This window comes from Taklimakanibacter albus (genome assembly GCF_016595235.1).
Taxonomy (GTDB): Bacteria; Pseudomonadota; Alphaproteobacteria; order Rhizobiales; family Aestuariivirgaceae; genus Taklimakanibacter; species Taklimakanibacter albus.
Genome location: NZ_JAENHL010000007.1, coordinates 2,166,469 through 2,180,592, shown reverse-complemented (window position 1 = coordinate 2,180,592; position 14,124 = coordinate 2,166,469). Strand labels below are relative to the sequence as shown.

Below are 14,124 nucleotides of genomic sequence, written 5' to 3'. Positions count from 1 at the left end.
TCGAGGGCAGATGATCTCATACCAAGGCACGCCGGTTGTCCGGTCGTGCGGGAGCAATGCTCGTGACAAAGATCATTTGTCGACCGAAGGTACTGACGCTCGCTCAGCACGAGAATTTTCTGCGCCGCAGCGTCGAAATCAATCCGGCAAATGAGGACGAGCGACGCACCGTCGAGCGCACCCCCGTCGGGCGGCGTGGCGGGCCGCGGCGCCTCACTCTCATTGTCGGGCGCAAATGGCCGAAGTCCGGCGTCCGGCTCAGCGTTCAGTTCCTCGATACGCCGCCGCGCGATCTGCGCGAGCGCATTCTCTTGCATATGAATGCCTGGGCGAAGACCGCGAATGTCCGGTTCGACGAGACCAACGGCGTCGGCCAGGTGCGCATCTCGCGGCTCGATTCGCCGGAGGACATGGCAGGCTATTGGTCCTATGTCGGCACCGAGATCCTCGGGATCGAGGAGGACCAGCCGACCTTCAATCTCGATGGCTTCACGATGAAGACGCCGGAATCGGAGTTCAAGCGCGTGGTGCGCCATGAGGCGGGCCATACGCTCGGTTTCGATCACGAGCATATGCGGGCGGAGCTGATCAAGAAGATCGATCGCCGGAAGGCCTTCGCTTTCTTCGATCAGGATCAGGGCTGGGATGAAAAGGAGACGACCGAGCAGGTTCTGACGCCTTTGTCCAAGTCCTCGATCATGGGGACGCGCGAGGCCGACCCGCTGTCGATCATGTGTTACGAGATTCCGGGTGCCATCACCAAGGACGGCAAACCCATCGTGGGCGGTCGCGACATCAATCCGCGCGACTTCGAATTTGCCGCCAAGATCTATCCGAAGCCGGCCCGCCGCGACATGCCGGTTCCTGAGCCTGAAGCCGCGCCGGAAGCGCCGGCTGTCGCGCCGCCGCGCGCTCGGCGCTCTCCTGTTGCGGGCGACACGTTCCATATCGTCATCTTCGATCGTTTCACGCCTGATGCGCCGGCGACCGGCACTGAAACGGGGCCAGTGAAATATGTCCGCCTCTATGCGAGTTATGCCGGCGCCAGGGTGACGGTCCCGATGCGGGTGCGCGCCGACAAGGGCGAGGAGCCCACCGCCTTCGGAACGATCATCCGTATGCATGAGCGCATCCAGAGCTACACCAATCGGGAAAGCGGAACCCTGCCCGGCGACAGTGAGATGATCGAGTTCGGCAGCAGTCTCTTCGAAACGATTTTTCAGGGCGATGTGCGGCGACTCTATGACGAGGCGCGCTCGCGCCAGCATGGCAACAGGCTCGATTTCGTCTTCACCTCCATGGTGCCGTGGATCGCCGAGAAGCCGTGGGAATTCGCCTATGATGCGTCACGGCGCAGCTTCCTCGCCACCGAGGACGTGCATTTCATTCGCAATGTGCTGACCGCCGTTCCGGCCGATGATATTCCGCTCAGCACCGGCCCATTGCGCATTCTCGTCGCTTCGGCGCAACCGGTCGGCTTCGGGCAGTTGTCGATCCAGCAGGAGGAAGCGGTCATCCGGCGCGGCTTCGATCCGCTGATCAAGGCCGGCCTCGTCGAGGTCGTGCCGCTGGCGCGCGCGACACCGCGGAGCATTCACGCCGCTTTGTCGACCGGAGAGTTCGCCATCGTGCATTTCATCGGCCATGGCGCGTTTGACGAGGAAACCCAGGAAGGTTCACTGGTGTTCGAGAATGACCGCGGTGGCGAGGCCCGCCTCGGCGAGCGCTCGGTGCGCGAGATTTTCTGCCAGCGCGGTATCAAGCTGGTCTTCCTGAATGCCTGCCAGTCCGGCTCGGGAGGACGGGCGGATTTCAACAAGGGACTGGCGCAGTCGCTGGTGGCGCATGGCCTGCCGGCGCTTGTCGCCAACCAGTACAGTGTGCTCGATGTCTCGGCCACGGAGTTCGCCCGGCATTTCTACTGGGCGGTGGCCAATGGCTTCAGCGTCGGCGAGGCGGCGCGCGAAGCCCGCATCGCGGTCAATTATTCGCTGCAGGGCGAGATCATCGATTGGGCGGTGCCTGTCGTCTATGCCCGCGATCCCGACATGACATTGTGCCTGAAGACGGACGGTGCCGCCGCGGCCTCGGTCACAGCGGCGCGGGCGCTGAGGCGCGGCGCCACCGATGGCCGGCCGGTCAAGGTCGCGGTCTGGGACATCGACAGTATTTTCCCGTCGCTTAGCGCGACGCTCGATCGCATGAATGCCGGGCAGACCCATATCGGTTTCGAGCTCGTCGATCTATCGGCGCCGGTCGATGCCTGGGACCTGAAGAAGCGGGCCAGGGACGGCACACCCTATCTGTGGGCCGAGCCCTTCGCGAAGCGCCTCGCCGGCTTTCCTCTCGAGCTGCATGTCAATGTGCTGGCCTGTGTCACCCGGCATTGGCTGCGCTCCAACACGGATGTCGACATCTATTCCTGGTGGCCCGGTGAAAATGGCCCGCCGGTCTTGATCTTTTCCTGTGCCGGCTTCGAAGGCATGTCGGCGGAAGGGCCGGCGACCGACCGCGCCATCGCCAATGCGCTGGTGCAGGCTCTGGCAGGTTTCCTGGGCCAGATCGATACGCATAAGAGAGGCTCCAAGGATTGTCCGATGGCCAATAATGCCGAGCGGAATATTGCCCATATCGCCGGCATGCAGGCCTTCGATGCGGACTGCCGGCGCAAGCTCGAGAAGAAGATTCCAGACGAGCTTCCGGCCCTCGAGGCGCTGCTGCAGGTCTTTCGCTGATGCGCCATGGGCTGGCCGTGCTGATCGGCGCGGCGTTCGTTGCTCTTTGGCCGGTCTCGTCTTCAGCGCAGGATCGACTGTGTGGTGTTCCGGTTTCCGGTATCGACGACTGGAAGATCGCGACGCAAGCCGAAGCCGGATTCGATCCGCGCAAATTGTGCGCGATGATCGACGAGCTCGATCGCCGCGATTCCAATATTCATGGGGTCGTCGTGGTCCGTCATGGCTCACTGATCTTCGAGCACTACCGCGCCGGCCAGGATGAAAGATGGGGCACGGATCAGGGCCGGGTCGAGCATGGGCCCGATGTGAAACATGACCTGCGCTCGGTCAGCAAAAGCGTGACGTCGCTTCTCGTCGGCATCGCGCTCGACCGCAAGATCATCAGTGATATCGACCAACCCGTCTTCAGTTACTTTCCCGACATGGCGGCCCTGCGCACAGCGCAGAAGGACCGCATCACGCTGCGCCATCTTCTCACCATGGCATCCGGCCTCGCCTGGGATGAAACGCGCCCCTATGACCGGGAGGCGAATGACGAGCGGCGGATGATCTATTCGGCCGATCCTTATCGCTTCACGCTCGGCAAGCCGGTCGCCGCGAAGGCCGGCGCCAAATGGAACTACAGCGGCGGCGATACGCAACTCCTGGCCGGTATGCTGCAGCGGTCGAGCGGAAAATTCATTGCCGACTTCGCCAAGGAGGCCTTGTTCACGCCACTCGGCATCGGCGATTTCGAATGGCTGAAGATGCCGGGCAATGGCGAGCCCGCGGCGGATTCGGGTGTGAGGCTACGCCCGCGCGATATGGCCAAGCTCGGCGAGCTCGTGCTGCGGCGCGGACAATGGAACAAGCGGCAGGTCGTTTCGCAAGACTGGATCCATGAATCGACACGCACCCATATGGCGCATTTCGACAGCTACCCATCGATCGGCTACGGCTATCAATGGTGGACGGATTACGAGGATAAGGATGGCCGGCGCTCGTCGTGGATTTCCGCGCAAGGGTTGGGTGGCCAGCGCATCTATATCCATCCTGGGCTCGATCTCGTCGTGGTGATTACGGCGGGTTTCTATGCCGATGATCGCCAGGATGCGCTGCCCTATGAGATCTTCAGCACCTATGTGATCAACGCGATCCGGTAGATCACGATGAATTTGGATCGTTACGATCCAAATTCATAAACGTGATCGATTCTCATATGTTAGCGCGGGATTCTCGCGAAAAACCGGCATCCACTTTTTCGCATCCCGCGCTAATGATCAGTCTCCCTTAGTCAAGACCTTGGCGAGATCACCATCGACGATGAGTCGATTGATCAGCCCTGAGCGCAGCAGGGCTTGCGCCGCTTCCGCCTTGGCGAGGCCGGCAGCGAGCAGGACGATCTCATGCTTCGCCAGATCGTCCATCGAAACGCTGGGGGTGCGGAAGTTCAGCTTGCTCGGGACGAGCTCGCCCTTCTGGTTGAAGAACTTGCCGAACATGTCGGCCACCGCGCCCGAGGCGAGGACGTCCTCGATCTCGCCTGAGCTCAACAGGCCATATTGGTGGATGAAGGAGTTCATCGAGCAGTCGCCGAAGCTCGCTATATAGAAGTCGGCCTTGCGCGCCAGAGCGAGGGTCTCGCGCACCAGGCTCTGCGCCATGATGATCTGATAATCTTCCTCGCTGTCGGTGATGAAGGGCGCGGGGAGGATATAGGCCTCGCCGCCGCAGGTCTCGGCGAGCTTCTGGACGACTTCAAAGGGATTGGTGCGGGCGGTGCGGCTCAGCGATCCCATCAACGACACGAAACGGGCGTCGGGGCGGTTGAGCTTCGGCATCTCATCGACCATCGCAGCGATGGTGCGGCCCCAGGCCAGGCCCACGACCGGCGGGGTGGCGCCTTGCAGCCGGCGCGCCAGAAAGGCCGCGGCGCAGATGCCGACGGCGCGGCGGGCGCGCATGTCATCGGCATTTGGATCGGAGGTGGCGCCGAGCGGCGGCGTCACGATGCATTCGACCAAGCCGAAGCGGCGGGTCAGCGCATCGGCGAGCTGATGCGTCTCGATCGAATGATGGTCGATCGAGATCTTCACGATCTTCGCCTCGCGGGCCTTTGACAGGAGCCGCAAGATCTTGAAACGCGACAGACCGGTCTGCTCGGAAATCTCCTCCTGGCTGTGGCCGCCTACGTAATAGAGCCAGGCTAGGCGGACGAGGAGTTGCTGTTCCTGATCGGTGTTGTGATCCATGGCTTCACTTTACTGCACTTTGTGCACTTTTGTGTTGACGGTCAATCTGAGCATGATACGTTTATGTGCATGGATTGCACAAAAGTGCAATTCCTTTGCGTCATATCGAGCGAGCCGGCAAACGGCCTGGAGGAAACAGACATGTTCGAGTTGAAGCGTGGAGCCGCGATCAGGGGTTCGGTGCGCGGGATGGCTTTCGCCCTTATGTGCTCCCTGGCGGGTGTCGCCATGGCGCCGGCGACCGCCTGGGCCGAGGTCAATTGGAAGCAGGCCGAGGGCGCGACCCTCAATCTCCTGCTGATTTCGCATCCTTTCGTCGATGCGCTGAAGCCGATGCTGGCGGAATTCACGGCCAAGACGGGAATCAAGGTCACCTTCGAGGAGCTCGCCGAGCAGCCGGGCTTCGAAAAGTTGCTGGCCGACCTCTCCTCCAAGACCGGCGCCTATGATGTCTTCATGACGTCGCCTTTGAACAACTGGCAATATGCCTCGGCGGGCTGGCTCGAGCCGCTCGACGACTACATCGCCAATGACAAGCTCACCGACGCCGCCGAATATGACGTCAAGGACTTCATCCCCGGCATTCTCGCCTCCGGCCGCTGGACTCTCGAACCGATGAAGGGGCTGGGTGAAGGCAAGCTCTGGGCGCTGCCGATCAATGCCGAAAGCTATCAGATCGCCTATCGGCCGAGCCTCATGAAGAAGCTCGGTCTCGAGGTGCCGAAGACCTATGCCGATCTTCTCGCCATGGCGTCCAAGCTCAAGACCGAAGGTCCCGACGGACCGATCCATGGGCTGATCACGCGCTTCGATAAATATTGGGATCTGCCCTATCTCACTTTCGGAACCATGCTGCAGTCCTATGGCGTCGAGATGGTCGATGCCTCGGGCAAGCTGCAGATCTGCTCCGATGCGAGCGTCAAGGCGACGGAAGATTTCGTCAAGCTGATCCGCACCGCCTCGCCCGAAGGGGCTGGCGCCTTCACCTGGGACCAGGCCATGCAGGGTTTCGCTTCCGGGCAATATGTGATGTCGCTCAACGAGGCCAATCTCTTCGCCTCCGTCTACGAGGATCCGAAACAGTCAAAGATCGCCGACGATGTCGGTTATGCGCTGACGCCGCTCGGGCCCGACGGTAAGCGCGCCGCCGCCGCCTGGGTGTGGTCGATGTCGCTGAACTCGGCCTCGAAGCAGAAGGATGCCGCCTGGCTGTTCCTCGAATGGGTCACGTCGAAGGACGTGATGGTCAAGATGCATCTCGCCGGCAATATGAACCCGGTCCGTCATTCAGCCTGGGCCAATCAGGAACTTGCCGCCAAGGTCGAAAGCTGGGGCGCCGAGCCTGGCCAGTATCGCAAAGTCACCGAGGAGGAGAGCGAGGTCGCCGCGGTGCGTTTCCCGCCGCATCCGGAGCTGACGCGCATGCTCGACCGTTGGGCAGAAGCCGTCCAGCAGTCCTATTTCGACAATGGTAATGTGAAGGAAAATCTCTGCGCGGCGCAGGACGCCGTCCAGCAGATGCTGGACGAGTAAGGCGCTCGGGATAGAGATCGGATCGACAGATGGCCAGCGCGGCAAGCGGAAAAGGTGCCCTCGCGGGCGGGCGGGTGGTCTACATCGCCATGCTCGCCCCGGCGCTGTGCCTTCTGTTCCTCACCATCGTGCCGTTTCTCGACGGCGTCTATACGAGCCTCACCAATGAGAAGCTCTATGCCGGCGTCACGCGTTTCGTCGGCTTCGCCAATTATCTGAAGCTGGCGCAGAACCCGACCTTCTGGATCGCCCTCGGCAATACGCTGCTTTATGCCGGGCTCGCGACACTGATCCAGATTCCGCTCGGTCTCGCCGTGGCACTGCTGCTCGATGTGCCGAGCAAGGTGCAGTGGTTCTTCCGCAGCACCATCGCGCTGCCGCTCCTCATCCCGCCGGTCGTCGCCGGATTGATGTGGAAGACGATGATGCAGCCGCAAAGCGGTGTCTTGAACTGGCTCCTGGCGCAGGTCGGCTTGCCACCCTTCGCCTGGCTGAGCGATCCTTCGACGGCGCTGGTCTCGATCGTGCTCATCGACACCTGGCTGTTCATGCCGCTCGCCGCGATCATCCTGCTCGCAGGATTGCAATCGATCTCGGGCGAGGTGCTCGAAGCGGCACGTATCGACGGGGCGAATGCTTGGCAGACGATCCGCCATATCAAGCTGCAGGCGTTGAAACCCTATATCGTGCTGGTGGCGATGTTCCGCATTCCGGACGCGCTCAAGTCGCTCGAGATCATCTATGCGACCACGCGGGGCGGGCCGCTCAATGCGACACGCACATTGCATGTGATGGCTTATGAAGAGGCCTATCGCTGGTCGAGCCTCGGCCGCGCCATGGCCATCGTCTTCATCCTCTGGGTGCTTTCCTACATCTTCAGCGCCATCCTGCTCACGCTGTGGCGCAAGGAGGAGACGAGGTTCCATGGCCGCTAAGCTCACGCCACGCAAGATGACGCATGGGGCGCTGCTCACTTTGGGCTATGCGCTGCTCGGCTGCTTCGTCCTGTTTCCGATCTATTGGATCTTCACGATGTCGCTCAAGGAGTTTGGCGACATCATCGCCTATCCGCCGCGCTTCAGCTTCGTCCCGACGTTCGAAAACTACCGGGAGATCCTGTTCGGCAACGAAGCGGATCAGGCGGGCGGCGTGATGCCGGACCTCCTGCGTTTCCTGCGCAATTCGGTGATCATCTCCTCGGGCGCCGTGCTGCTGTCTGTCATTCTTGGCCTGCCGGCGGCCTATGCGCTGGCGCGTGGCGAGGCGAAACGGGCCAATCGCGCGCGTTTCACCATCCTGTCCTTCCGCTTCGCGCCGGAGCTCGCGATCATCCTGCCGCTCTACGCTTTCTATACGAGGACCGGCCTCTATGACAGCTATGTCGGCATGATCCTGGTGCATCAGCTCATCACGCTGCCGCTGATGATCCTGATCCTCATGAGCTTCATCCGCGACATCCCGATCGAGATCGAGGAGGCGGCGCGCATCGATGGCGCAGGTCCCCTCACCATCCTCCTGCAGATCATCGTGCCGATCGCCAAGCCCGGTCTCGCCAGCGCGATGATCATCGCCTTCATCTTCAGCTGGAACAATCTGATCTTCGGTCTCGTGCTGGCGGGTGGCGAGACGCGGCCGATCACCATGGGCATCCTGCAGGCGATGACGTTCGACCAGATCAAATGGGGATTGATGGCCGCTGCGGCGATGGTCTCCGCCGTGCCGGGCATGATCGCGTCGCTTCTCTTCCAGCGCCAGATCACGCGCGGCCTCACACTGGGAGCGGTCAAATGAGCGGGCTCGAACTCTTCTCGATCGGCTCGTGGTCGATCTTCGATCATCTGCTGCGCATGCAGCGTCTTCCACAGGAAGGCGAGACGGTGCCGCTCGACATGCCGATCAGCGAAATGGAGCGTCTCCATTTCGGCGATTGCAGCGCCAATATCGCCGCGGTGGCGGCGCGGCTCGGGGTGCGCACCGGTCTTGGCATGGTGGTGGGGGATGATTTCGAGACTTCGGGGTATGCCGCGCATCTGCGGAACCTGGGCGTTGATCTCTCCGGCGTGGAAATTCGCGCGAACGAAAAATCCGGTCACAGCTTCAATTTCTTCGATGCCGAAAACCGCAGCTTCTGCGTGTCGCATCTGGGCGTCGCCGCGCAGCAGGACGATTGGCGCATTCCGGAAGCGATTATCGCGAGCGCCAAGGCGCTGGTGGTGAGCGAGATGTTCAGCGTCTACACGCTCGCCGCCATCGAGGCGGCGAAACGCGCCGGCCGGCTCACGGCGATCAACGGCATGGTGGCGACCGCCGGCGATCTCGCCTCGCGCTTTCTCGCAGCTGCCGATGTGCTGATCCTCAGCCGCGGGGAGGCTGCGGATCTCATGACAAGGCTTTCTCTCGGCTCCCCGAGCAAACTTCTCGATCTCGGCCCGCGCCTGGTGGTGGTGACGGAAGGCAGCAACGGCAGCCGCTGGTATCAGGCGCAAGGTGAAATTCATCTGCCGGCGGTGAAGACCGACCATTTCGTCGATTCGACGGGCGCCGGCGACAGTTTCGCTGCTTCAGTCATGTGCGGCCTCGTGCGCGGCTGGCCGGTCGAGCAGATCGGCAAATTCGCCGCGACCGTCGCGAGCTTCGTGGTCGAGGCTTGGGGCTGCCAGACCAATCTGCCCGACATGGACCAGGTGGCCGAGCGCTACCGCAATTTCTTCAAGGAGGTACTGATCCGATGAAGGTCATCGACTCTCACATGCATTACGGCACCGACGCCAATGTGGCGGCGCATACTTGCGTGCCGTATCTGGTGAACGGCCAGCCCGACAGCGTCATCCGGCTGCTCGACGAGCAGAATGCCTCACATGGCGTGCTCTTCCCGCATGACCGGCGCATGAGCCCACCCTGGGACTGCGATTACGACAAGGCGAACGCGCTGATCGGCGAGGCGGCCCGCAAATATCCCGACCGCATCGTCGGCGTGGCGCGCATCGACCCTACTTTCGGCGCCCAGCATACTCAGGCGCTCATCGACCGGTATGTCGGGGAATGGAACTGCCGTGGCCTCAAGCTCGTCGCCGGCTACGACTTCTACCGGCCGAACGATATGAAGGTGATGGGGCCGATGCTCGACAAGGCCGAGCAATATGGCCTCACCGTGCTCTTCCATTCGGGCGATGCGCCGCGCGACCTGCCCTATCTGCAGGCGCAGGCGGCCAAGGCCTATCCCAAAGTGCAGTTCGTGCTCGCCCATATCGGCATGCACGCCTTCCTGTGGGAATGCATCCTCGCCTGCCAGGAATATCCCAATATCAGCGTCGACATGTCCCAGGCTTTCGCCTTCGACATCATGACCTTCATCAAGAATGTCTCGGCCGACCGGCTCCAATATGGCTCCGACGTTCCCTATCAGTCGACGAAGATCGAGCAGTTGAAGCTCCGCGAGATCGGCCTCAGCGATGCCGATCTCGAAAAGGTCTTCTGGCGCAACGCCGCCCGCGTCTGGGGCATCGACCGGACCGACAATCAATCATGAACCCGCAGATCAGGACGACAACCATGCTCGATCAACCGCCCGCCAGCTCCAATCCCTTGCGCCAGCTCTTTTCGGTGAACAAGCCGATCATCGGCATGGTCCATGTCAAGCCGCTGCCCGGCTCGCCGCGCGCCAAGGCCGTCGATCTCTCAGCGGTTTACGACGCCGCGGTGGAAGAGGCGTTGCGGCTCGTCAAGGGCGGCGTCGACGGACTTCTGCTCGAGAATGCCGGCGACATTCCCTTCCTCAAGCCCGAGGATATCGGCTACGAGACGGTAGGCGCCATGTCGGTCGTCGGCGATCGCATCCGCAAGGAAACGCGCGTTCCCCTGGGCTTCAACATCGTCGCCAATGCCGCGCGCGCCTCGCTCGCCTGCGCCCGCAGCTCGAACGCCGATTTCGTGCGCGTCAATCAGTGGGCCAATGCCTATGTCGCCAATGAAGGCATCATCGAGGGCGCCGCGCCGCGCGCTCTGCGTTACCGCAGCGCCATCGGCGGCGACAATATCCTCGTCTTCGCCGATGTGCATGTGAAACACGGCAGTCACGCCATTGTCGGCGACCGCGATCTTTCCGAGCAGACGCGCGACGTCGAATTCTTCGGCGCCGATGTGCTGATTGCCACCGGCAACCGCACCGGCCATGCCGCCGAGGTCGAAGAGATCGAAGGCATCCGAAAAGGCGCGACGCGGCCGATCCTCGTCGGCAGCGGCATCACACCCGACACCGCAGAAACGCTGCTCACCGCGGCGGATGGCGCCATTGTCGGCAGCTGGTTCAAGGACACTAACAACATGTGGGGCGTCGTGGTGCCCGACAAAGTGTCCCGTCTCATGGAGAAGGTGCAGCGCTTCCGCTAGCTGCCGCCGTCCACTCATATACAAGCGAGACGAGGGCCCATGGCATCGGTCGTGATCAAGGACGTTCGCAAAGCCTTCGGGCAGGTCGAGGTCATCAAGGGCGTTTCGCTCGATATCGCCGAGGGTGAATTCGTGGCGCTGGTCGGTCCCTCGGGCTGCGGAAAGTCGACGCTGCTGCGGATGATCGCCGGTCTCGAAGCCGTCTCCGATGGCGAGATCCGGATCGGTAATCGCGTCGTCAACGACATCGAGCCGAAGGACCGCGATGTCGCAATGGTGTTCCAGAGCTACGCACTTTATCCGCATATGACGGTCGCGGAGAATTTGAGCTTCGCGCTCCGCCTCAAGAAGACGGCGCGGGACAAGGTCGACAGCCGCGTCGATCATGCGGCACGGATGCTGGGTCTCTCCGACCTCCTGCAACGGCTGCCGCGCCAGCTGTCCGGCGGCCAACGGCAGCGTGTCGCCATGGGGCGTGCGCTGGTCCGCAATCCGCAAGTCTTCCTGTTCGACGAGCCTCTGTCCAATCTCGACGCCAAATTGCGTGTCCAGATGCGGGCCGAGATCAAGAAGCTGCATCAGAGCCTCAAAGTGACGACTGTCTATGTCACCCATGATCAGATGGAGGCGATGACGCTGGCCGATCGCGTCGTCGTGCTGCAAGGCGGCGTGATAGAGCAGGCGGGCCGGCCGCTCGATCTCTATGACCGTCCGGCCAATGCTTTCGTCGCCGGCTTCATCGGCTCGCCGGCGATGAATCTCCTGTCCGGCCGCATCTCCGCCGATGGCGCCGATTTCGAGCTTTCACCGCAGACAAGACTGCCGCTGCCGGAGCCGCTCAGGTCTTTCGCCGGCCGGCCGGTCACCCTGGGCGTCCGGCCTGAACATCTGAACGTTGCCAGGAATAAGGACGGGGCACCGGCAAAGGCGCTCGTCATCGAGCCCACCGGGGCCGAGACCCATGCGGTGCTCGATCTCGGCGGCCGGGAGCTGACGACCGTCTTCCGTGAGCGTATTCCGATTGCCCCAGGCGAAATGGTCGCCATGTCGATCGCGCCCGGCGCCGTGCATCTCTTCGATCCGGCTTCGGGTCAGCGAATCTGACGCCTGACACCTATTGCGTACCGATATCGATCGAGTCGAGCGTCAGAAGCACGGAATCCGCTTTCGACTGCCGCTTCACCGTCAGCGTGGCGCCGATCACGAAAGGATCGGGCAAACGGCTGCCGACCGTGTCGACCGTGAAGGTCCGGTAGACTTCCTCGGAGATCGGCTTGCCGCTTTCCCACTTATAAGTCTGCTCGGCATTTCCGACCGTGACCTTGAGCTCGGCCGAGCCGTTCCCGATGGTCGTCACATGGCCGCGAATATCCGCGTTGAACTTTTGAATAGGCAAAGACTTCGGCTGGCTCAGCGCGAAATGGCGCTTAAAGACGATCTCCGGCCCTTCCTTCTCGCCATCCGATTGGGTCACGAGGCGATCGAACAGGATGGATACGCTCGACCCGTCCGGACTCTCGCTCACCGCCCAGAATTTCTGCTCCTCGGGCGCGCCGTCCTCGGCGAGCAGGTCGCCCCAGACCAAATGCGGAATGTCGGCGGCAAAGGCCTTGGCGCTGTGACACAGCGCGAAGCCCGTCAGCATCGTCACGAAATAGCGTCTCTCCATCAGCGTGCGCTCCTTGGCTCGCAGAGAGGCTCCCATATGCCGAGGGAATAGACAATGCCCTAGGGGAAGATAAGAGTGGACGATTGACTTTGATCAAATGATCTTTATATTTTTTGACCAAGAAGGTACCGAGCAACTGTCTCGGCGCCAGGGGGAAGCCAAAATCGGTCGGGTAACGGCCAAGTACCGTGACCTGCCGCCAAGAATTCGAACGCCATTCGTTCGAAGACCACAGGGAGGGTTTCAATGATCAGGAAGATGCTGCTTGCCGCGACCTTGTTGAGCGGATTCTGGGCCAGCCAAGCCCAGGCCGACACGACGCTGCGGTTCGTCCAGACCAATACCAGCGACGAGTCGCTCGCCGTCCTCAATACGCTGATCAAGAAGTTCGAGGCGGAGAATCCCGGCGTCAAGGTCGAGCTCATCTCGATCCCCTGGGACAATTCCTTCGAGAAATTCGCCACGATGATCGCCGCCGGCGATATCCCCGATGTGGCGGAGATGCCGGACAATTGGGTGGCGCTCTATGCCAATGCCGGACATCTCGAGAATCTCGAGCCCTATCTCGAGAAGTGGGAACATACGAAGGATCTCAACAGCCGCGCGCTGGAGCTCGCCCGCAAGGTCAAGGATACGGCCTATGTCATTCCCTACGGCTTCTTCGTGAAATCCCTGTTCTACAACAAGAAGCTCTTCGCCGAAGCCGGTGTCGCCGGGCCGCCCAAGACGGTCGACGAATTCATGGAGGCGGCGAAGAAGGTGTCGGCGCTCCCCGGCAAATTCGGCTATTGCCTGCGCGGTGGTTCGGGCAGCTTCAATGGCTGGGCGATGATGGGTGCCGCCGCCAATGGCGACAACACCTTCTTCGACAAGGACGGTAAATCGGCCTTGGGCGAACCGGGCTGGGTCGCGGGATTCCAGAACCTGATCGACATCTACAAGAATGGCTGGGCGCCGAAGGACGCCGTCAACTGGGGCTATAAGGAAACCGTCGCCGGCTTCTATAGCGGAACCTGCGCCATGCTCGACCAGGATGCCGATGCGCTGGCGCCGATGGCCGAACATATGGGCGCCGATGACTTCGGCGTCGTGCCGATGCCGAAAGGCAAGGACGGCAAGGCTTTCCCGGTGCTGAGCTATGGGGCCTGGGGCATCATGGCGAAAAGCCAGAACAAGGAGCTCGCCTGGAAATTCCTGACGACCATCGACAGCCCGGAGGCCGATCCGCTCTGGACGAAAGCGGTCGGCGCGCTGCCCATTTACACCAGCGCCGAGAAGGATCCGGGCTATGCGGATCCCAAATACCGCGCCTGGTTCGACACGCTCGCCGACAAGGACACCACGCCCACCCTCACGCCGTCCTATCTGCCGGAATATGGTCTCTTCGCCGGCTCGACCGCGGTGAAGCTCGGCCAGCAGGCGCTGCTCGGCCAGATCACGGCCGAGGAGCTCGGCAAGCAATGGGCGGAGCATCTGACCAAGGCGCAGCAGAAATATCTCGCGAAGTAGTCACAGGCGATTCACGATGGTGGTGATGCCACAAGTCATCACCGCCATCGCGGAT

General features: G+C 61.9%; 12 protein-coding genes. 10 read left to right on the top strand and 2 right to left on the bottom strand.

Annotated features, from left to right (window positions below):
- Positions 1-62: 62 nt before the first annotated feature.
- Together JHL16_RS35435 and JHL16_RS21820 are read left to right on the top strand one after the other, a co-directional pair.
- Positions 63-2,735 carry a CHAT domain-containing protein gene (locus tag JHL16_RS35435; RefSeq protein ID WP_200186924.1) on the top strand — a complete coding sequence of 891 codons (2,673 nt, stop codon included), beginning with the start codon at positions 63-65 and terminating at the stop codon, positions 2,733-2,735.
- Positions 2,735-3,880 carry a serine hydrolase domain-containing protein gene (locus tag JHL16_RS21820; RefSeq protein WP_200186923.1) on the top strand — a complete coding sequence of 382 codons (1,146 nt, stop codon included), beginning with the start codon at positions 2,735-2,737 and terminating at the stop codon, positions 3,878-3,880. Before JHL16_RS35435 ends, JHL16_RS21820 begins: the two co-directional genes overlap by 1 nt.
- Before the next feature lie 117 nt (positions 3,881-3,997).
- Here the strand turns inward: JHL16_RS21820 and JHL16_RS21815 are convergent, their stop codons facing one another.
- Positions 3,998-4,969 (bottom strand): sugar-binding transcriptional regulator, encoded by a 972-nt coding sequence (locus JHL16_RS21815; protein WP_200186922.1) that lies wholly within the window; start codon positions 4,967-4,969, stop codon positions 3,998-4,000.
- Positions 4,970-5,110: 141 nt separating this feature from the next.
- On the opposite strand from JHL16_RS21815, the gene JHL16_RS21810 reads away from it, so the two are divergent.
- The 7 genes from JHL16_RS21810 to JHL16_RS21780 are packed head-to-tail and all read left to right on the top strand — an operon-like array spanning position 5,111 to position 11,995.
- Positions 5,111-6,502, top strand: a complete 1,392-nt coding sequence (locus tag JHL16_RS21810) for an ABC transporter substrate-binding protein (protein ID WP_200186921.1) — start codon at positions 5,111-5,113, stop codon at positions 6,500-6,502.
- Positions 6,503-6,531: 29 nt separating this feature from the next.
- On the top strand, positions 6,532-7,437 hold the full coding sequence (locus JHL16_RS21805) for a carbohydrate ABC transporter permease (protein ID WP_200186920.1): 906 nt from the start codon (positions 6,532-6,534) through the stop codon (positions 7,435-7,437).
- The gene (locus JHL16_RS21800) at positions 7,427-8,293 is read left to right on the top strand and encodes a carbohydrate ABC transporter permease (protein ID WP_200186919.1); all 867 of its coding nucleotides are present in this window, start codon (positions 7,427-7,429) and stop codon (positions 8,291-8,293) included. The genes JHL16_RS21805 and JHL16_RS21800 overlap by 11 nt, the downstream gene beginning before the upstream one ends.
- Positions 8,290-9,234: a carbohydrate kinase family protein gene (locus JHL16_RS21795; RefSeq protein ID WP_200186918.1), complete on the top strand. Its 945-nt coding sequence runs from the start codon at positions 8,290-8,292 to the stop codon at positions 9,232-9,234. The genes JHL16_RS21800 and JHL16_RS21795 overlap by 4 nt, the downstream gene beginning before the upstream one ends.
- Positions 9,231-10,031: an amidohydrolase family protein gene (locus JHL16_RS21790; RefSeq protein WP_200186917.1), complete on the top strand. Its 801-nt coding sequence runs from the start codon at positions 9,231-9,233 to the stop codon at positions 10,029-10,031. The genes JHL16_RS21795 and JHL16_RS21790 overlap by 4 nt, the downstream gene beginning before the upstream one ends.
- Before the next feature lie 23 nt (positions 10,032-10,054).
- Complete coding sequence (locus tag JHL16_RS21785; RefSeq protein WP_200186916.1) at positions 10,055-10,891, top strand: BtpA family protein; 837 nt, start codon at positions 10,055-10,057, stop codon at positions 10,889-10,891.
- A gap of 39 nt (positions 10,892-10,930) precedes the next feature.
- The gene (locus JHL16_RS21780) at positions 10,931-11,995 is read left to right on the top strand and encodes an ABC transporter ATP-binding protein (RefSeq protein ID WP_200186915.1); all 1,065 of its coding nucleotides are present in this window, start codon (positions 10,931-10,933) and stop codon (positions 11,993-11,995) included.
- 10 nt (positions 11,996-12,005) lie between these two features.
- Here JHL16_RS21780 and JHL16_RS21775 read toward each other — a convergent pair whose 3' ends face one another.
- Positions 12,006-12,560 carry a hypothetical protein gene (locus JHL16_RS21775; RefSeq protein WP_200186914.1) on the bottom strand — a complete coding sequence of 185 codons (555 nt, stop codon included), beginning with the start codon at positions 12,558-12,560 and terminating at the stop codon, positions 12,006-12,008.
- Positions 12,561-12,806: 246 nt separating this feature from the next.
- Here JHL16_RS21775 and JHL16_RS21770 point away from each other — a divergent pair, with 246 nt between their 5' ends.
- Positions 12,807-14,069, top strand: coding sequence for an ABC transporter substrate-binding protein (locus JHL16_RS21770; protein WP_200186913.1), 1,263 nt, complete (start codon positions 12,807-12,809; stop codon positions 14,067-14,069).
- Positions 14,070-14,124 lie beyond the last annotated feature (55 nt).